The following is a 19,642-nucleotide window of genomic DNA, read 5'->3' on the forward strand; positions in this document are numbered from 1 at the left end:
GGGCAAAACATCCTGCGCTATTGCAACATCCAAATTTTAAAGCATCAGAACATTTCAACCATTCCTAAAATAAAAGATGTTCATTATTTCGTCATAATGAACCTCTAGAATAGTCTGATTTTAAAAATTAGATCAATACTTTTCGCTCAGATGACGATGGAATATGTAACGATTCACGATACTTGGCCACAGTACGTCGTGCCACATCAATCCCTTCTGCATTTAACATCACAGCAATTGCATTATCTGACAAAGGTTTACGAGTATTTTCTTCTGCAATCATTTTTTTAATTTTTGCACGAATAGCAGTCGATGACGCTTCACCGCCTGTAGATGTACCAACATGGCTAGAAAAGAAATATTTCAATTCAAATAAACCACGTGGTGTCAGCATATACTTATTTGTAGTGACGCGAGACACTGTAGATTCGTGCAATTCAACTTCCTCTGCAATATCACGTAAGACTAACGGACGCATAGCCTCAGGGCCTTGTTCAAAAAAAGCACGTTGATGCTCAACAATACACGTTGCAACTTTCAGTAAGGTTTTGTGTCGTTCATCAATGCTTTTAATGAAATTCTTAGCTTCTAGCATTTGATTACGTAAATACTGATTATCATCACTCTGATCTGCGCGCTTAATCATATTTGCGTAGAAAGAATTTACACGAAGTTTTGGCATTACATCTGGGTTGAGTTGCACTAACCAGTGTTCATTTTTCTTTAACACAACAACATCTGGAATTTGATAATCAGACTCTTTATCTTCAAATTCTTGACCAGGATGCGCTTTCAATGTTTTTAATAAAGAAATTGCTAATTTTAATTGTTCTGTATTTAAACCTGTTTGTTTAATTAATTTCGGCAATTCATTACTAATCAAAAGCTCATAATTCTGTAAGAGTACCAAAGCATCCTTTCGACACGGTATATTTTCAGGCAATGTTTGTACTTGTACCATCAAACATTCCGCTAAGTTTCTTGCCCCTACACCCACGGGATCTAAGCGCTGAATATGTTTAAGTACAACCAACACTTCATCGTCTTCGACTTCTTCTTCATAGTCCATAGATTCTAAAAGATGTTGAACGGATTGTGTAATCTCTTGAATTTCGCAATCTAGAAAGCCTTTTGCATCTAATGAATCAATAATGCAATGTGCGATTAATTTATCGACAAGTGAAAAGTGAAGTAAATTTACCTGTTCAATTAAATGTGCTTGTAAACTTTGATGCCCTTGACGATTATCTTCCCGCTCTTCAAATTCTGCAGCACCTAAACTTGTTGGCTGATGTGTATAAACATCATCCCATTCTGTATCTACAGGTAATTCATCTGGCAAATGGTCAGCATTGAGTTCATTTGTTAAATCTTTACTCTCTCTTTCTTGTTCTTGTAAATTATTTAAGCTTTCAACTGAATTTTGCTCTTCAATTTTTTCCAATAAAGGGTTGCTATCTAATTGGATCTGAATTTCTTGCTCCAGCTCCAGACTTGATAATTGTAATAAACGAATAGCTTGTTGCAACTGTGGTGTTAATGACAGGGAATTGGCAACTCTTAACCCCATAGCAAGTTTCATTAATTACATCCCTCTTATGAACCGCACTTTATAAGCAATTTTTATGCCGTTTTATTTTTTATAACATAAATAACTATTCAAAACTCATTTTTTTGTATTTTTTCTATTCTTTTTATTTATATACATAATTATAAATTTAAAATTTCACCTTCATTTATAAATACTTAAATTTATCATCAGTTTAACTCCTTGATGAAGATATAACAATCCACCAAATTTTAGAAAAACCTTTTTATCACCCTACACTCGAAGAAGGTTTAAGAACGGCTTTGAAACATGCAAGAAGGCAGCTGAGTTCCTGATTCCTAGGTGAAATAAGGCTTTGGTTTTCATTTTTTGATTTTTTTATCATTTTTAAGGCATAAAAAAATCCCCCTATCTCATAAGAGTTAGGGGGATTTTGAATAATGAGCTGGCGATGACTTACTCTCACATGGGTAACCCCACACTACCATCAGCGCTAAGAGGTTTCACTTCTGAGTTCGGGAAGGGATCAGGTGGTTCACTCTTGCTATTGTCGCCAGCACAACTGTTATGGATACTTACTGAGGTCTTCTCTCAGAGCAGTGCTCTTCGTGCCTTAGCTTTCAACCAAATAGAGTACATTAACAGATTATTTGAGTTGCATTTTATGTTCTAGCGTATTCTGAATCAAGTATTTCAAGACCGTTTGGTCTTTAATGAATCAATTTCAGCTCACTGCTTACGCAGTTCGTACAACAACTGTTTGGGTGTTGTATAGTCAAGCCTCACGAGCAATTAGTATTGGTCAGCTTCATGCGTCACCGCACTTCCACATCCAACCTATCAACGTCGTAGTCTTCAACGGCTCTTTAGAGGAATAAATTCCTAGGGAAATCTTATCTTGAGGTAGGCTTCCCGCTTAGATGCTTTCAGCGGTTATCCCTTCCGAACATAGCTACCCGGCGATGCGACTGGCGTCACAACCGGTACACCAGAGGTTCGTCCACTCTGGTCCTCTCGTACTAGGAGCAGATCCTCTCAAATTTCCAGCGCCCACGGTAGATAGGGACCGAACTGTCTCACGACGTTCTAAACCCAGCTCGCGTACCTCTTTAAATGGCGAACAGCCATACCCTTGGGACCTGCTTCAGCCCCAGGATGAGATGAGCCGACATCGAGGTGCCAAACACCGCCGTCGATATGAACTCTTGGGCGGTATCAGCCTGTTATCCCCAGAGTACCTTTTATCCGTTGAGCGATGGCCCTTCCATACAGAACCACCGGATCACTAAGACCTACTTTCGTACCTGCTCGACTTGTGGGTCTCGCAGTTAAGCGCGCTTTTGCCTTTATACTCTACGCGTGATTTCCGACCACGCTGAGCGCACCTTCGTACTCCTCCGTTACTCTTTAGGAGGAGACCGCCCCAGTCAAACTACCCACCAGACATGGTCCTCGCTCCAGATTATGGAGCAGAGTTAGAACCTCAATATTACCAGGGTGGTATTTCAAGATTGGCTCCACCGAAACTAGCGTCTCGGTTTCAAAGCCTCCCACCTATCCTACACAAGTAAGATCAAAGTTCAATGTCAAGCTGCAGTAAAGGTTCACGGGGTCTTTCCGTCTAGCCGCGGGTACACCGCATCTTCACGGCGAATTCGATTTCACTGAGTCTCTGCTGGAGACAGCGCCCCCATCATTATGCCATTCGTGCAGGTCGGAACTTACCCGACAAGGAATTTCGCTACCTTAGGACCGTTATAGTTACGGCCGCCGTTTACTGGGGCTTCGATCAAGAGCTTCGCTTACGCTAACCCCATCAATTAACCTTCCAGCACCGGGCAGGCATCACACCCTATACGTCCACTTTCGTGTTTGCAGAGTGCTATGTTTTTAATAAACAGTTGCAGGGGCCTGGTTTCTGTGGCTGTCAACCGCTCAGGAAGCAAGTTCCATCACCGTCAACAGCGTACCTTCTCCCGAAGTTACGGTACCATTTTGCCTAGTTCCTTCAGCAGAGTTCTCTCAAGCGCTTTGGTCTACTCGACCTGACCACCTGTGTCGGTTTCGGGTACGATTCCTGTGTAACTGAAGCTTAGAGACTTTTCCTGGAAGCATAGTATCAGCCACTTCACTGTACAAGTACAGCTTGCTATCAGATCTCAGCATAGAGTACCCCGGATTTGCCTAAGATACATGCCTACATCCTTTCACCTGGACAACCAACGCCAGGCTGACTTAACTTACTCCGTCCTCTCATCGCATTACACAGAAGTATTGGAATATTAACCAATTTCCCATCGACTACGCCTCTCGGCCTCGCCTTAGGGGTCGACTCACCCAGCCCCGATTAACGTTGGACTGGAACCCTTGGTCTTTCAGCGAACGAGTTTTTCACTCGTTTTGTCGTTACTCACGTCAGCATTCGCACTTCTGATACCTCCAGCAGACTTCTCAATCCACCTTCATCGGCTTACAGAACGCTCCCCTACCACGTACACATAAGTGTACATCCGCAGCTTCGGCATATAGTTTTAGCCCCGTTACATCTTCCGCGCAGGCCGACTCGACTAGTGAGCTATTACGCTTTCTTTAAAGGGTGGCTGCTTCTAAGCCAACCTCCTAGCTGTCTATGCCTTCCCACATCGTTTCCCACTTAACTATAATTTTGGGGCCTTAGCTGGCGGTCTGGATTGTTTTCCTCTTGACTACGGACGTTAGCACCCGCAGTCTGTCTCCCGGATAGTACTCATTGGTATTCGGAGTTTGCATCGGTTTGGTAAGTCGGGATGACCCCCTAGCCGAAACAGTGCTCTACCCCCAATGGTATTCGTCCGAGGCGCTACCTAAATAGCTTTCGGGGAGAACCAGCTATCACCGAGTTTGATTAGCCTTTCACCCCTATCCACAAGTCATCCCCTGGCTTTTCAACGACAGTGGGTTCGGTCCTCCAGTTAGTGTTACCCAACCTTCAACCTGCTCATGGATAGATCACCCGGTTTCGGGTCTACACCCAGCAACTAAACGCCCTATTAAGACTCGATTTCTCTACGGCTCCCCTATGCGGTTAACCTTGCTACTGAATGTAAGTCGCTGACCCATTATACAAAAGGTACGCAGTCACCGAACAAGTCGGCTCCCACTGCTTGTATGCATGCGGTTTCAGGATCTATTTCACTCCCCTCACAGGGGTTCTTTTCGCCTTTCCCTCACGGTACTGGTTCACTATCGGTCAGTCAGGAGTATTTAGCCTTGGAGGATGGTCCCCCCATATTCAGACAAGGTTTCACGTGCCTCGCCCTACTCGACATCATCATATAAGCCCTTTCGTGTACAGGACTATCACCTACTATGGTTGCACTTCCCAGAGCATTCCACTAAAGCTTATATGACTTAATGGGCTTTTCCCCGTTCGCTCGCCGCTACTGAGGGAATCTCAATTGATTTCTTTTCCTAAGGGTACTGAGATGTTTCACTTCCCCTCGTTTGCCTCATAAACCTATGTATTCAGTTTATGATACCCGCCTTATAGCGGGTGGGTTTCCCCATTCAGAAATCTCCGGATCACAGGATATTTGCCGCCTCCCCGGAGCTTATCGCAGGCTATTACGTCTTTCATCGCCTCTGACTGCCAAGGCATCCACCACATGCACTTAATTACTTGACTATACAACCCCAAACAGTCGTTAATCCCTACAAGTAGGATTAGCAACAGATCAACTAACAAGTTAGTCAATCATACAGTTGGCGTCTGTGCACTTAAGCACTGTACAGCTTCAATTAGATTCATATACCAAAACGCTTGATTCAGTTAATCGCTAGTAACTCATTCTTTCTTTCGATTGAATGAGTATGAACAATTTATTTCAACTCAAATATATTCTGTTAATGATTTTTCTAGCCTTCGTCGGACTGCATTACTGTGATAAATCACAGAGATTATCAAGTGGTGCGTATCTTAACGCTTCTACTTGTTAATCTCTAGGATCTAAGCACTTGATCGCTTAGGAACTAAACAACATCGCAACCGTATGATCATATACTGCGCGAAGCGTAGCTTCTTGCTTAAATTTCAAGGAAAATCCTTAAAGCAGTGCTTTAAGTTTTCTTGTCTTGAAATTTGGTGGAGACTAGGAGAGTCGAACTCCTGACCTCCTGCGTGCAAAGCAGGCGCTCTACCAACTAAGCTAAGTCCCCAGCTTATCAATAAGTCAATGTTTCTGATTTTCCGTACTTCGTCAGTAGTGGTGGGTCTGACAAGACTTGAACTTGTGACCCCACGCTTATCAAGCGTGTGCTCTAACCAACTGAGCTACAGACCCTCAGATACATCGTCATGAAGAACAACTTGTTGTGGATTCTTACCAGTCGTCAAGTCTTTCGTTAAGGAGGTGATCCAGCCGCAGGTTCCCCTACGGCTACCTTGTTACGACTTCACCCCAGTCGTCGGCCACACCGTGGTAAGCGTCCTCCTTACGGTTAGACTACCTACTTCTGGTGCAACAAACTCCCATGGTGTGACGGGCGGTGTGTACAAGGCCCGGGAACGTATTCACCGCGGCATTCTGATCCGCGATTACTAGCGATTCCGACTTCACGCAGTCGAGTTGCAGACTGCGATCCGGACTACGATCGGCTTTTTGAGATTAGCATCTCCTCGCGGAGTAGCAACCCTTTGTACCGACCATTGTAGCACGTGTGTAGCCCTGGTCGTAAGGGCCATGATGACTTGACGTCGTCCCCGCCTTCCTCCAGTTTGTCACTGGCAGTATCCTTAAAGTTCCCGGCTTAACCCGCTGGCAAATAAGGAAAAGGGTTGCGCTCGTTGCGGGACTTAACCCAACATCTCACGACACGAGCTGACGACAGCCATGCAGCACCTGTATGTAAGTTCCCGAAGGCACCAATCCATCTCTGGAAAGTTCTTACTATGTCAAGACCAGGTAAGGTTCTTCGCGTTGCATCGAATTAAACCACATGCTCCACCGCTTGTGCGGGCCCCCGTCAATTCATTTGAGTTTTAGTCTTGCGACCGTACTCCCCAGGCGGTCTACTTATCGCGTTAGCTGCGCCACTAAAGCCTCAAAGGCCCCAACGGCTAGTAGACATCGTTTACGGCATGGACTACCAGGGTATCTAATCCTGTTTGCTCCCCATGCTTTCGTACCTCAGCGTCAGTATTAGGCCAGATGGCTGCCTTCGCCATCGGTATTCCTCCAGATCTCTACGCATTTCACCGCTACACCTGGAATTCTACCATCCTCTCCCATACTCTAGCTTCCCAGTATCGAATGCAATTCCTAAGTTAAGCTCAGGGATTTCACATCCGACTTAAAAAGCCGCCTACGTACGCTTTACGCCCAGTAAATCCGATTAACGCTCGCACCCTCTGTATTACCGCGGCTGCTGGCACAGAGTTAGCCGGTGCTTATTCTGCGAGTAACGTCCACTCATCCTAGGTATTAACTAGAAGAGCCTCCTCCTCGCTTAAAGTGCTTTACAACCAAAAGGCCTTCTTCACACACGCGGCATGGCTGGATCAGGGTTGCCCCCATTGTCCAATATTCCCCACTGCTGCCTCCCGTAGGAGTCTGGGCCGTGTCTCAGTCCCAGTGTGGCGGATCATCCTCTCAGACCCGCTACAGATCGTCGCCTTGGTAGGCCTTTACCCCACCAACTAGCTAATCTGACTTAGGCTCATCTATTAGCGAAAGGTCCGAAGATCCCCTCCTTTCCCCCGTAGGGCGTATGCGGTATTAGCAGTCGTTTCCAACTGTTGTCCCCCACTAATAGGCAGATTCCTAAGCATTACTCACCCGTCCGCCGCTGAATCCAGGAGCAAGCTCCCTTCATCCGCTCGACTTGCATGTGTTAAGCCTGCCGCCAGCGTTCAATCTGAGCCATGATCAAACTCTTCAGTTTAAAATCAATAGTAGCTTAAAGGCTACCAATCTTGGCTCATCAATTTTCTGACATTAATTTCTCAAATAAACTTCGAGTAATTTCTACCATCAATCAATGAAAATAATTTCGACTGATCAACTAGTAAAAATCCACACAAGTTGTTCTTCATAATCTCTTAATGATCTTTCTAATACCTCGTCAGTATTAGATGCTGGACTTCAATAAACTTAACAACTCAACGCTTCGCGTTTCGTTCGTTTCCGTCTATCTCGTCGGTATGGGGGTCATTATAGGGCAATTTCTTACACACGCAAGTGCTTTTCACTCACAAGAATCACGACTGTTTTATTTTTATGCACCAATATGGTTCAGAATAAATGCAAAACGCAAATAAACACATGATATTTATAAAAAATATCATGTGAAATTATTTTTTAAACTTATGAGCTTATTTCTTTACTTCTGCTGTTTTAATGGTCACCGATTGGATAACCACAGGTGTAGTCGGTACATTTTGATGCATTCCGTAGTTTGCAGTCGGTACTTTTACGATTTTATCGACCACATCCATGCCTTTTGTCACTTTACCGAAAACAGCATAGCCAGCATTCATTGCACTTTTATTAAGGAAGTCATTGTTTGCTACATTAATAAAAAATTGGCTACTTGCTGAATCCGGGTGATTCATGCGGGCCATTGCCAATGTTCCTCGGCTATTTGCCAATCCGTTATACGATTCATTTTTAATGCTTGGCTTATTGGGTTTTTCAACCATCTTGGCATCCATACCTCCACCTTGAATCATAAAGCCAGGAATAACGCGATGGAAAATAGTGCCGTTATAGAAGTTATCTTTGACATAGGCTTCAAAGTTCTTGGCAGAAATTGGCGCTTTATCATTAAATAACTCAATCTCAATATTGCCTTGACTGGTCTTCATTTCAACCAATGTATTTGCAGCCATGCTACTCATACTTATCGTAGCTACTATCATTGCCATAAAAGCGTTCTTTAACATTTGTTAACTCTTCTGAATTAAGTCGAACTTGTGATTGACTGTATATTAGTCTTTGATGATTAAAAAGTAGTTCATACTATTATTAAAACGAGAAAAAACGATGACGCAGATCATTTCGACAAATACATCACTTGAGCATCTACCGCCTTGGCATTTAGATGGGGACGCTTTTATTTTGAATTATTGGGTTTCTCCTTCCTTTATACGTGCAGCACAAGATTTTCGTTTGGCGCCCTCACCCATCGGGCGAGTGGTACAAGTTTTATTAGTCCGCTACAAACACTCCCCGGTTGGTCCTTATGATGAACTGCTCATTCTGGATCATCCTTTAATGAGTAAGCGCCGACTCAGCTCGATTCCTAAAATTTATGTATCTACTCAAATTTCTGTTGATCATGGACAAGCCTTATGGGGTATTCCTAAAGAGTTGGCAAAATTTGAATGGCAGCAACATGCGCAAGAAATCGTATGTAGCATTAAAGTCCAACAACATGAAATGCGTATTCGCTTAACTAAAACTAGACGTCTACGTTCTTTCTATATTAATAGTCATCATCTACCTGCTTCTCTTCTAGAAATACGACAAGCGTGGCAAGGTCGGCGTTACCAATTTTCACCACAGTTCCGTGGACATTTATCCAAACTAATAAATGCTGAATGGGAGAATACCCATGCTCTGTTTCCAGACTTTTCTCAAGCGCGCTATTTACAAAGCTTTTATGTTCCTCAATTTCATTTGGTCTTTCCTGAAGCGAGCATTCAAACCAAATAATTTAACCTTTCAATGGATAGCTTATTTAAATGTATAAAAGGTATGGTTTCACGTGAAACCATACCTTCTTTTATATTGATCATTTAATTTGTGAAGTTCTTAGCTACGCTTATCCCAAAATTTGCGGAATTTAGAACTAAACTCAATGACATATTTTTTAGCACGATGTGACACAGGGGTTAAATTAACAAAACCATGCGTTTGATCCGTATATTCTTCATAAAAAACTTTAATGCCTTGCTGACGTAATTTATGTGAATAAATCTCACCCTCGTCATGCAATACGTCATGCCCAGCCGTCAAAATATAGGCTGGTGCAATACCTGCAACTTTGCCATAGGTAGGGGAAATTAAAGGATCATCCAAAGCTACATCTTGCTGTTGTTGATATAATGCTGTAACCGTATCAATATCTTGTTCCGTTAATACCAAACCATCTTTATATGCAAAGAACGAAGGATGGCGGCTCTTAAAATCCACAACTGGATAAATTAATAACTGGGCTTGTGGCGCAAAAGCTTTTTTCACACTACGCTGCGCAACCACTGTGGCAATATTTCCGCCTGCACTGTCACCGGCAACTGCAATTCGATTTTTAAGAATTTTAAATTGGGTGCGATTTTGATATGCCCATGCTAATGCATCTTCACAAATTTGAATAAGATGTGCAGGGCTCGCTTCAGGTGTTAACGGATAATCAATACTTAGCACTTGTGCTTTGGCATGTACAGCTAATAAACGGCAAACTTCATCATGTGTGTCCAAACTGCCCACCACAAAACCACCACCATGATAAAACACGATCATCGGTAATTTTTTATTTGGTGCTGGATGATAATGTCGGGCGAATACCGTACCGCTTTGTAAGGGAAGACGTAAGTCTTGAACCAATTTCACTGCTGTAGGCTTTGTTTTAATCGACTCCATTTGCAATTCAAACTGCTTACGTGACTTCTCATAGTCCATCGTTATGAAGCCAGACTTACCTTGTTTGAGTTGCGCCGCCATCATGCATTTTACCAGCGGATCAAGCTGCGGAAAGATATAAGGATAGTCGAGTTTTTTCGCAAGACTCTCTTTGGCAAAATTCGGTAAACGATCCAACAAACGTGCAGCAGTCCCCTGCCCTTTATCTTTCAAGTTTTTTAATGATTCATTCAAAGCAAACATGCCAAATCCTTTCGTTATCATTCTTCATACTTTCTACATGTTTTGGTCAAATGTGACCATATTCACATACAAGTCCAAACATCGATATACATAGCGTAGCCGTAGTTAAGCTAATCTTCTTTTATCAGGTTGTCATTGACAATTTACCAAATTTTCACGGGTTGATTTTGCAAACCCACTTTAGATAAAGGATACCGACCATGGCTAAGAAAATAATTGTTCTGTCCTTGGCGACAGCTTTTTTGGCTGTAGGCTGTGTGGCATTTCCTGAAGATGGCTATTACGATGGCCGCTACGATCAGCGTTATGATCAACGCTACGACCGTGGTTATGATTATCGGACTGATCGCCGTTATGATTCACGTTATGAACAAGACCGTCGTGCTTGGGAACGACAGCAACAACAACGTAATCGTCTTGAGTTAGAACGTAAAAAACAGCAACTTGAGCAGCGTAAGTGGGAACAAAATCGTAAAAATCAGCAAGATTGGGAACGTCGTAAAAACGAAATCGAACGTCAACGCGCAGAACAACAACGTAAACGTGTTGAAGATGAACGTCGCCAACGTAATGAGCAAAACCGCCATAAAGCCCAGCAAGAACGGCAGCGTATTGAGCAGCAACGCAATAAAGCAGCAGATGAGCGTAAGAAACGTGCAGAACAATACCGTAAAGAGCGAGACAAAGACATCAAAAAGGTTTCTGACCAACAACGTAAAATTGCTGAACAACGACGTCACAATTGGGAAAATCGCCGTTAACAGATAAAATCAACATCTATATAGAAAAGCTCATACGACGTCATGGGCTTTTTTTCTTGTGCACGTGAATCAAGTACGACCATTCAAATCAATTTATCAATAACAACGAACATAGAATAAAAAATAGACAGAAGAGGCATCCTATCTCCTGTCTATTCTTGTGCTGAACTGGACATATATCATTCATTCAGCAAATTTGAATTACTCCTGACCTGTTGGCTGTTGTGCAGCAGGTGCCGCTGGTACAGATTGTACTTCTACCCCTTGAGCTGAAGGATCAGCTTGAACAACTGCACCCGTTTGTTCTGTCGATATTTGTGCTTCTGCACCTGTGACTTGTTGTGCAGTTTCAGGAGACTCCACAGCTTCTTGCGAACTACAACCCACTGCAAGACCAGCAACACCCATCACAGCAAGTAGTAAAAGACCGGTTTTTTTCATCATCATTTTTTCCTTAATGAATTAAGTCAGTAAAATACATAAAGCGCATAACTCAACTTTACCCCCGACATCATGGGAAATTATTTTGTGAAGTTCTCACCTTGTGAGTTGTAGTTTTTACGAGCGGGAGTACAAGTTATGCAATTTTTTATTAATTGTTTAAAAGGCGAAGTATATAAAAGATAAAGCGCAGACCTGTATCTCAGCACATTGTTATTCATGCGTTTTTAAACTAAATTACGGCCTTTTGAAGTAAGCTGACAGAATTTATAAATAAATAGAAAAGCCACAAAAATTGCAGCTCAGTTACCTAATGTATTGATTTGAAATATTTTGAACAAAAAAAAGCCTGCTTATGAGAGAAGCAGGCCATGAAAAACACATTCTAAAATATAGAAGAAACTACAGCGATAGAATCTGAAAACAATAATAGGGTTTCATTAATATTTTGAGAAATACTTTATAAAACTGATATTAAGAGTTTTTATGTATAAATATTAACCAGTATAGTATTTGGGCAAAAAAAAATGCCGATTCTTGGGGGATCGGCATAAAAAAAATATTTTTTTAAATTGGTGGTAGTCACCATATCCCTCTCTCCAGTAGATATGGTCACTTCCAATGTAGGCATTATCTTCGTTCTTCAGCTGAATGAGAAAACGTTAAAATTCATCGTATATATTCACGATTCCGATTATTCTTAAGATTACCATTCAAATCAATAATTTATAAATTCATAATTTATCGTAGATTTTTTTCATTTTTCCGCTTCTTATCATTTATTAGATAAAAAATCGCAATTAATCGTGTACTTCGCTTGAATTTTTTACCCTTGCCCCGATTTCTTGTATTAATCATGAATTCAAAACGCATGGCAGTTTGCTTTGATGTTGTTTGAACGCATAGCTATAAGGACTGACATGTTTAAGAACCCATTTAAACGGAGTAAATCAATGGCGACTGAGCAAAACCAAGAAGCTCAAGATCTTCAACCCGAGCAAGCAACAGAACAACAAGCCGCTCAAGCTGAAACTGAGCAAGCTGAAGTTACCGTTGAATCTTTGCAAGAACAGATTGCTCAGCTTGAAGGTGACTTAAAGCTAGAAAAAGCACGCACAGCAAATGCAGTGTACGAAGCACAAAAAAGTGTTGAACGCATCCAACGTGAGTCTGAAAAACATAAAGACACCGTTTTAGAAAAGTTTGCGAAACAACTCTTGGATTCTGTCGATAACCTTGAACGTGCAATTGCAGCTGTCGGCGACGAAAAATCAGCATTGTCTGAAGGTGTTGAACTGACGCTTAAATCGTTATTAACAACACTTGAAAAATTTGGTGTGGTTGCTGTTGATACAGCAAACGGTTTCAACGCTGACTTACATCAAGCTGTCGGTATCGACCCAAATGCAAAAGCCAACGAAATTGGCACAGTATTACAAAAGGGCTATAGCCTAAATGGTCGTTTATTACGTCCAGCAATGGTTATGGTTGGCGCATAAGACCAAGAAATTCGAGAGTTTTTGAAAAATTTTCCAGAAAATTACTTGAAAATTTTTGATTGGCTCTCATATCGGATAACAAGTAAATCCCTTTTTATTTCCCTTTGAGAAAGGGAAGAATTTGGGAATAAAAGAATTTTAGAGGAAACATCCAAATGGCGAAAATCATTGGTATTGACTTAGGTACAACTAACTCTTGCGTAGCAGTACTTGAAGGCGACAAAGTTAAAGTAATTGACAACGCTGAAGGCGCACGTACAACTCCATCTATTATTGCGTATAAAGATGGCGAAATCCTTGTAGGTCAATCTGCGAAACGTCAAGCAGTAACCAACCCTAAAAACACATTGTTCGCGATCAAACGTTTGATCGGTCGTAAGTACCAAGACCAAGCGGTTCAAAAAGACATCGGTCTTGTACCTTACAAAATTATCCAAGCAGACAATGGCGATGCTTGGGTTGATGTAAACGATAAGAAACTTGCGCCACAGCAAATCTCTGCTGAAATCTTGAAAAAGATGAAAAAAACAGCTGAAGATTACCTAGGCGAAACAGTAACTGAAGCAGTTATTACTGTTCCTGCTTACTTCAACGATGCGCAGCGTCAAGCAACTAAAGATGCAGGTAAAATTGCAGGTTTAGAAGTTAAACGTATCATCAACGAACCAACTGCAGCTGCACTTGCGTTCGGTATGGACAAAAAAGAAGGCGACCGTAAAGTTGCTGTATACGACTTGGGTGGTGGTACTTTCGACGTATCAATCATTGAAATCGCTGACCTTGATGGCGACCAACAAATCGAAGTATTGTCTACAAACGGTGATACATTCCTTGGTGGTGAAGACTTTGATAACGCGTTAATTGAATTCTTAGTTGAAGAATTTAAGAAAGAGCAAAGCGTAAACTTGAAACAAGATCCGCTTGCACTTCAACGTTTAAAAGAAGCTGCTGAAAAAGCAAAAATCGAGCTTTCTTCTTCGAATGCAACAGAAATCAACCTTCCATACATCACAGCAGATGCGACTGGTCCTAAACACTTAGTGATCAATGTGACTCGCTCTAAACTTGAAGGTTTGGTTGCTGACTTGGTTGCTCGTACAATTGAACCATGTAAGATTGCACTCAAAGATGCAGGTCTTTCAACCTCTGACATCTCTGACGTAATCTTGGTCGGTGGTCAGTCTCGTATGCCACTTGTACAACAAAAAGTACAAGAGTTCTTCGGACGTGAACCACGTAAAGACGTGAACCCAGATGAAGCTGTAGCAATGGGTGCTGCGATTCAAGGTGCTGTACTTTCAGGTGACAAAACTGACGTACTTCTTCTTGACGTTACGCCGTTGACACTTGGTATCGAAACTATGGGTGGCGTGTTAACAGCGATCATCGAGAAAAACACCACGATTCCTGCGAAGAAATCTCAAGTGTTCTCAACTGCTGCTGACAACCAACCTGCTGTAGACATTTCTGTGTTCCAAGGTGAACGTAAAATGGCGCAGCAAAACAAATTGTTAGGTAACTTCCAATTAGGCGACATCCCACCTGCTCCACGTGGTGTGCCACAAATTGAAGTATCCTTCGACATCAACGCTGACGGTATCTTGAAAGTATCTGCGAAAGATAAGAGCACTGGTAAAGAGCAATCAATCCAGATTAAAGCAAACTCAGGTTTGTCTGATGCTGAAATCGAAGCAATGATCAAAGATGCTGAAGCGAATGCTGAAGAAGATCGTAAATTTGAAGAGTTAGCGAAAGCACGTAACGAAGCTGATGCACTTGTATCTTCTGCTCAAAAAGCAGTTAAAGATTTGGGCGAACAAGTGACTGCAGACGAAAAAACTGCAATTGAAACTGCAACAGCTGAACTTGAAGCTTCTACCAAAGAAAATGACGTAGAAGACATCAAAGCGAAAACTGAAGCACTTCAAAACATTATTATGCCGATCACTCAACGTGCATATGAAGCAGCTCAAGGTCAAGGTGGCGCTGAAGGTTTTGATCCGAATGCATTCCAAGGTGGCGATGCCGGTCAATCTCAAAAAGCGGACGATGGCGTAGTTGATGCTGAGTTCACTGAAGTTAAAGATGACAAAAAATAATTTGTCGCTTTAAATCAAAAAACCGCGCGCAAGCGCGGTTTTTTTTATGCTATTCATTCAACAAGTTTAATGAAGACAACGGATAAGATTAAAAAGCTAATTCAAATAAAAGCTGAGTTCCCAATTGATTAGACTTCAGCTACATTATTAAAAAAATAAAGACTTCATACTACGCCATGCGTTTTATATATATTCTAGTATTTGTACTGATGAGCCTGTTTTGGGTTGTTCAAACTCAAAACCATCCGCAACTTCGCTTCAATTCGGCTTGGGATCGGATCACTCACCCTTTCGACACACGATTACGTTTTCGTGTCAGCGATGTCGACCCACGTTTTGGTTTAAGTCAGACAGAGGTCATTCAGCTGAGTAAAGAAGCAATGGAAATTTGGCATCAAGGCACCAATAAAGATTTTTTTGTGTATGACCCCAAGGCAAAACTAACCATTCGCTTAATTTATGATAATCGACAAGACCATTACAACGCTTATAAAAAAGCACAGCAAAAGCTAAATAAAGAAAAACAACAAAATGATTTACATGCAGAAAATTTATCAAACTCACGACAATCATTAGCACAGCAAGAGGCTCAACTACGCTCCCGACAAGTCATGCTACATGCTGAAGCTGCTCGACTTAAACAGGAATATGCAAGTTGGAGTCGCATAGAGCAACGCCATGGTGAGAATTTACAACGCATTCAGCAACAGCTCATCAGTGTTCGAGATCAAGCTGCACAACTAGACCATGAAATTGATGCGTTCAATCAACAAAATAACGAATTCAATCTACAAGTCTCCAGCTTTAATCAAAAGATTGATCAATACAATGCTGGTGTGATCCAAGCCAGTCAGCGTTTCCCTGCCCGAGAGTTTCACAAAGGCGTCTTTATGGGAGATCAAATCCAGATCTATCAATTTGATGCCGAAGCAGATTTACGTCTTACACTCGCGCATGAATTAGGCCATGCATTAGGCTTAGGCCATCATCAAGACCCCGCGGCCCTAATGTATCCTATTTTGGGTGCTCAACAATTGGAAGGTTTTAAATTAATGCCTGCTGACCAAACACTGCTTTATTATCGTTAATCTTTCAAACGTAATAAAAATCCCATACATTTTATAAGCCTATATAGGCTTTCTTAAACAAAAAACCGTCATTTCATGTTATTGTGATTGTGCAATAATTTCTTATTTATAACCCATCCGTGGAGAGCAATGTGAGTTACTACCATATCTTAATTGAAGTGAATGACCACATCAGCACGATTGAACAAACTCGCGATATTGAACTATTTGATATCACTGAAATTCAACCTTATCTCCATTCAGTGCTTTTACCCTATTTTAACGAGCAACTGATTGAACTTGAGGATGATAATCTTGAGTTTAAAGATGTGTTACATCTCAAAGTAAAGCAAACTTTATTACCTATTAATGACCTGATTGAAGAAGAACAACGCCTGCTACCAAGTGATACGGATATTACGATTTCAGCTTATGAAATTTTTAATAATCATGAATTAAGTCAAGATGTGACTACTGTTATTTTAGATGTACTTGAAGCGTTAAAGTTTGAAGCTTAAGCCTTTGCTTAGACATTAAAAAAGCCCTCACAAGAGGGCTTTTTTATGGCTCATCAGATCAATCCGTTAGATTGAGAATGATGATCCGCAACCACAGGTCGTTGTTGCATTCGGGTTTTGTACTACAAAACGAGAACCTTCTAAACCCTCAAGATAATCAACAACTGAACCAACGAGATACTGATAGCTAAGTGAATCGACTAACATTTTCACATCATCATTCACAAATTCAGCATCATCTTCATTTTGGCTTTCTGCGAAATTAAAACCATAAGAGAAACCTGAGCAACCACCACCTGTTACATATACACGTAACATTAGGTCTTGGTTACCTTCACTGTCACGCAATTGGCGTACTTTATTGGCAGCGTTGTCAGTCAGCACAAGTGCTTGAGCATTCATGATGGATTCCTCTGAGTCATTTGGATGTCTTTAAAAAAGAAAAGACCATATTTCAAGTATAACATACTCAATATATGGTCAGTCTTGGCAGTTTAAAGTTAAATCAGAGTATTTTTATCAAGATTTACTTTTAGCTTATTTAAAGTTCTCATCATGTAATGCACATTCGAAGTTTTTCGGATCTTGTTTACAACGGAATTGCCACAAAAGTTTCATCATGCGTTTGTCATAAATACCGCGCTTGGTTAAATCAATACGCGCATCACGCATCATTTTCTGATAGCCAGCTCGATCCGCTGCTGGTACATCCATCCAATATTTGGTCGGAATTTCAGACTTCATTTTACCCAAAATGGTAAATGCTCGTGGCAATTGTGTTTTCACCCAATCACGTGATTTTTGGCCATATCCTGCTGGGAACTTATCTGGGCGGATAATAATATTTCCAGTCACTTGTAGAATTGGATAATTCACAATTGCGCCCTTCGAACCCAAACCTTTATGTAATTCTAGGGGTTTGAATACTGCAGCAGGTGCACCAATAATATCGACTTGACCATTATTAAACTTCGCACCAAAGTTGGTGACATCTGCACTCACCGCTTGAGCGCCTACTTGCTGCACCATAATTTTTTGCGCATCGTCATAATCTAGTACGGCAATTTTTTTACCTGCGGCCTTCGCCACAGTATTAATACTGCGGTCATTTACCAATAAATAGGCGTCACCTACAGGGATCACACCTGCAACTTCATAACGCCCTTGCACCATACTTTTAGCAAAAGTTGGATTCGCGAGACCTTGCATGACTTTAACTGCAAGTTTTAAGTCTGGTATTGCACCAATTGCATCTAAAGATCCGGTAAAAGCGTTAAATTGGCGACCACGCATGCCCGTGACACTGATCCCGTCGCACTTTCCGGCTTTAAAATCTTCAGCAATCACCGCTTCATTTTGACCAACGCGCAATTCAATATCCGCGCCCCAGTTTTTTGCCGCTAATTGGTAATCTTTCATTAAGGCAAATACATCACCATTTTTACCAACAAGGTCAAAAACACAAACCACTTGTTTTGCCTGTGTGAGACCAGATATCGCCATGAGCACAGCACTCGCGGCCAATGCTTTTGTCCATTGTTTCATACTGACTTTCCTTGTGTATTCACTATTTTTATTTTGAGTGAAATGCTTTTTTTAATTCGTACTCAATGGCTTAGCTTCATCTTTTAGTTTTAGCTAGAGACCAATTTCATTCAAGATTACCTGAATTTTTGATACACTCAATGGCTAGAATGACCAGCAAATATGCAAAAAAAGCCTGGATCATTCCAGGCTTTTTTCATTATAAATCAGCTTATTCGCCGCCAAGAGAACATTCAAAATTCGCTTTATCGACAGAACAACGTGCTTTTTTCAGCACAGACATCATAGACGCATCATAAATTCCACGCTTAGTCATATCCATACGACCTTCACGTAATAATTTTTGATATTTGGTCTTATTTTCAGCACTTAAATTCATTTTGTATTTTGCAGGAATACCACCTTCTAGACGGTTAATCATCGCAATACTCTTTGGTAAGTGTTTCACAAACCAATCACGTGATTTCTGACCAAAACCTGCTGGGAATTGATCTGGACGAATAATAAAGTCCGCAGTGACTTGTAGAACTGGGAAGTTAAACATCGCACCATTTGTACCTAGACCTTTATAAATTTCTAAAGGTTTGTATGCATATGCTGGTGCACCCACCATATCTACCTGACCATTATTAAATTTAGCCACAAAGTTTGATACATCAGAAATTACCGCTTGTGCGCCCACACGCTGCACCATAATTTTTTGCGCATCGTCATAACCCAATACTGCAAACTTTTTACCTGCAGCTTTTTCAATTGAGTCAATTTTTTTATCACGAACAAAAATAAATGCTGAACCTAAAGGTGCAATACCAGCAACTTCATATTTTTTACCGCCTAGGTTGCTCACCATTTTTGCTGCATTACGCTTATCTAGAGCAAAGGTAATTGCGCGTTGTGCGATCGCATTACTTGGTGCACCACCAAGTGCGTCAATTGAACCTGCAAATTTATTGTATTGACGAGCACGCATAGCGGTCATAAATACGCCATCACATTTACCCGCTTTAAAGTCATTGTCTGCAACCGCTTCATCCTGACGCGGAATTAGATTAATTTCTGCACCCCAGCCTTTTGCTGCCAGTGCCCACTCTTGAGCCATTTGATATGACTCACCTGACTTACCTAATAAGTCAAATACACAGATATCTACTGCTGCGGCTTGTGCTGAACCAGCAAAACCAATTGCAGCAAATGTAGCCAAGGATAGGAGTGTTTTTTTCATTGTATTGTCCTTTCAAATCTTTTTATGCTTCAGGGTGTCCCTACATAAAAGCGATATTAAGCAAGTTAATTTAAAAAAAA

13 protein-coding genes, 2 tRNA genes, 3 rRNA genes and 1 pseudogene are annotated in these 19,642 nt (G+C 41.4%); 7 read left to right on the forward strand and 12 right to left on the reverse strand.

Features of this window, described 5'->3' with window-relative positions:
- Window positions 1-127: 127 nt before the first annotated feature.
- Entirely contained in the window at window positions 128-1,582 is a 1,455-nt protein-coding gene (locus tag A9J31_RS01715; RefSeq protein WP_067761940.1) for an RNA polymerase factor sigma-54, read from the reverse strand.
- 209 nt (window positions 1,583-1,791) lie between these two features.
- Between A9J31_RS01715 and A9J31_RS15795 the strand changes: the two are divergent.
- Window positions 1,792-1,884, forward strand: a pseudogene (locus A9J31_RS15795) (hypothetical protein); the annotation flags it as partial.
- A 108-nt stretch (window positions 1,885-1,992) separates the two neighbouring features.
- On the opposite strand, the gene rrf reads toward A9J31_RS15795, so the two are convergent.
- From rrf to A9J31_RS01745, 6 genes are all read right to left on the reverse strand, one after another.
- Window positions 1,993-2,107, reverse strand: a 5S ribosomal RNA gene (gene rrf, locus A9J31_RS01720).
- Between the two features lie 213 nt (window positions 2,108-2,320).
- Window positions 2,321-5,213, reverse strand: a 23S ribosomal RNA gene (locus A9J31_RS01725).
- 454 nt (window positions 5,214-5,667) lie between these two features.
- Window positions 5,668-5,743, reverse strand: a tRNA-Ala gene (locus tag A9J31_RS01730).
- Window positions 5,744-5,791: 48 nt separating this feature from the next.
- Window positions 5,792-5,868, reverse strand: a tRNA-Ile gene (locus tag A9J31_RS01735).
- A 62-nt stretch (window positions 5,869-5,930) separates the two neighbouring features.
- A 16S ribosomal RNA gene (locus tag A9J31_RS01740) occupies window positions 5,931-7,468 on the reverse strand.
- The 16S, 23S and 5S rRNA genes sit together here with 2 tRNA genes alongside, the layout of an rRNA operon.
- Before the next feature lie 430 nt (window positions 7,469-7,898).
- Complete coding sequence (locus A9J31_RS01745) at window positions 7,899-8,468, reverse strand: peptidylprolyl isomerase (RefSeq protein WP_067761942.1); 570 nt, start codon at window positions 8,466-8,468, stop codon at window positions 7,899-7,901.
- 100 nt (window positions 8,469-8,568) lie between these two features.
- Here A9J31_RS01745 and A9J31_RS01750 point away from each other — a divergent pair, with 100 nt between their 5' ends.
- Window positions 8,569-9,240: an acetoacetate decarboxylase family protein gene (locus tag A9J31_RS01750; protein ID WP_067761947.1), complete on the forward strand. Its 672-nt coding sequence runs from the start codon at window positions 8,569-8,571 to the stop codon at window positions 9,238-9,240.
- A 99-nt stretch (window positions 9,241-9,339) separates the two neighbouring features.
- On the opposite strand, the gene A9J31_RS01755 is transcribed toward A9J31_RS01750, so the two are convergent.
- Window positions 9,340-10,410, reverse strand: coding sequence for an alpha/beta hydrolase (locus A9J31_RS01755; protein ID WP_067761949.1), 1,071 nt, complete (start codon window positions 10,408-10,410; stop codon window positions 9,340-9,342).
- A 200-nt stretch (window positions 10,411-10,610) separates the two neighbouring features.
- On the opposite strand from A9J31_RS01755, the gene A9J31_RS01760 reads away from it, so the two are divergent.
- The gene (locus A9J31_RS01760) at window positions 10,611-11,171 is read left to right on the forward strand and encodes a cell envelope integrity TolA family protein (protein ID WP_067761951.1); all 561 of its coding nucleotides are present in this window, start codon (window positions 10,611-10,613) and stop codon (window positions 11,169-11,171) included.
- 201 nt (window positions 11,172-11,372) lie between these two features.
- Here A9J31_RS01760 and A9J31_RS01765 read toward each other — a convergent pair whose 3' ends face one another.
- Window positions 11,373-11,615 (reverse strand): hypothetical protein, encoded by a 243-nt coding sequence (locus A9J31_RS01765; protein ID WP_081410234.1) that lies wholly within the window; start codon window positions 11,613-11,615, stop codon window positions 11,373-11,375.
- A 950-nt stretch (window positions 11,616-12,565) separates the two neighbouring features.
- Here A9J31_RS01765 and grpE point away from each other — a divergent pair.
- The 4 genes from grpE to A9J31_RS01785 all read left to right on the forward strand — a co-directional run bounded on the left by grpE (window position 12,566) and on the right by A9J31_RS01785 (window position 16,795).
- Complete coding sequence (gene grpE, locus A9J31_RS01770; RefSeq protein ID WP_067761955.1) at window positions 12,566-13,111, forward strand: nucleotide exchange factor GrpE; 546 nt, start codon at window positions 12,566-12,568, stop codon at window positions 13,109-13,111.
- A gap of 155 nt (window positions 13,112-13,266) precedes the next feature.
- A complete protein-coding gene (gene dnaK / locus A9J31_RS01775; RefSeq protein ID WP_067761957.1) occupies window positions 13,267-15,210 on the forward strand; it encodes a molecular chaperone DnaK in 1,944 nt (647 codons plus the stop codon).
- A gap of 209 nt (window positions 15,211-15,419) precedes the next feature.
- Window positions 15,420-16,298 carry a matrixin family metalloprotease gene (locus tag A9J31_RS01780; protein WP_281181672.1) on the forward strand — a complete coding sequence of 293 codons (879 nt, stop codon included), beginning with the start codon at window positions 15,420-15,422 and terminating at the stop codon, window positions 16,296-16,298.
- A 119-nt stretch (window positions 16,299-16,417) separates the two neighbouring features.
- Window positions 16,418-16,795 carry a hypothetical protein gene (locus A9J31_RS01785; RefSeq protein ID WP_167348714.1) on the forward strand — a complete coding sequence of 126 codons (378 nt, stop codon included), beginning with the start codon at window positions 16,418-16,420 and terminating at the stop codon, window positions 16,793-16,795.
- Between the two features lie 66 nt (window positions 16,796-16,861).
- On the opposite strand, the gene erpA is transcribed toward A9J31_RS01785, so the two are convergent.
- From erpA to A9J31_RS01800, 3 genes are all read right to left on the reverse strand, one after another.
- On the reverse strand, window positions 16,862-17,197 hold the full coding sequence (erpA, locus tag A9J31_RS01790; protein WP_067761962.1) for an iron-sulfur cluster insertion protein ErpA: 336 nt from the start codon (window positions 17,195-17,197) through the stop codon (window positions 16,862-16,864).
- Between the two features lie 135 nt (window positions 17,198-17,332).
- A complete protein-coding gene (locus A9J31_RS01795; RefSeq protein WP_067761964.1) occupies window positions 17,333-18,340 on the reverse strand; it encodes a putative solute-binding protein in 1,008 nt (335 codons plus the stop codon).
- Window positions 18,341-18,551: 211 nt separating this feature from the next.
- Complete coding sequence (locus A9J31_RS01800) at window positions 18,552-19,562, reverse strand: putative solute-binding protein (protein ID WP_067761967.1); 1,011 nt, start codon at window positions 19,560-19,562, stop codon at window positions 18,552-18,554.
- Window positions 19,563-19,642 lie beyond the last annotated feature (80 nt).

Source organism: Acinetobacter gandensis (assembly GCF_001678755.1).
Taxonomy (GTDB): Bacteria; Pseudomonadota; Gammaproteobacteria; order Pseudomonadales; family Moraxellaceae; genus Acinetobacter; species Acinetobacter gandensis.

Coding starts and splice junctions, on each gene's coding strand:
- A9J31_RS01765 (WP_081410234.1), bottom strand. CDS start 11,615: ATGATGAAAAAAACCGGTCTTTTACTACTTGCTGTGATGGGTGTTGCT.
- grpE (WP_067761955.1), top strand. CDS start 12,566: ATGGCGACTGAGCAAAACCAAGAAGCTCAAGATCTTCAACCCGAGCAA.
- A9J31_RS01780 (WP_281181672.1), top strand. CDS start 15,420: ATGAGCCTGTTTTGGGTTGTTCAAACTCAAAACCATCCGCAACTTCGC.
- A9J31_RS01800 (WP_067761967.1), bottom strand. CDS start 19,562: ATGAAAAAAACACTCCTATCCTTGGCTACATTTGCTGCAATTGGTTTT.
- A9J31_RS01760 (WP_067761951.1), top strand. CDS start 10,611: ATGGCTAAGAAAATAATTGTTCTGTCCTTGGCGACAGCTTTTTTGGCT.
- dnaK (WP_067761957.1), top strand. CDS start 13,267: ATGGCGAAAATCATTGGTATTGACTTAGGTACAACTAACTCTTGCGTA.
- A9J31_RS01745 (WP_067761942.1), bottom strand. CDS start 8,468: ATGTTAAAGAACGCTTTTATGGCAATGATAGTAGCTACGATAAGTATG.
- A9J31_RS01750 (WP_067761947.1), top strand. CDS start 8,569: ATGACGCAGATCATTTCGACAAATACATCACTTGAGCATCTACCGCCT.
- A9J31_RS01755 (WP_067761949.1), bottom strand. CDS start 10,410: ATGTTTGCTTTGAATGAATCATTAAAAAACTTGAAAGATAAAGGGCAG.
- A9J31_RS01795 (WP_067761964.1), bottom strand. CDS start 18,340: ATGAAACAATGGACAAAAGCATTGGCCGCGAGTGCTGTGCTCATGGCG.
- erpA (WP_067761962.1), bottom strand. CDS start 17,197: ATGAATGCTCAAGCACTTGTGCTGACTGACAACGCTGCCAATAAAGTA.
- A9J31_RS01715 (WP_067761940.1), bottom strand. CDS start 1,582: ATGAAACTTGCTATGGGGTTAAGAGTTGCCAATTCCCTGTCATTAACA.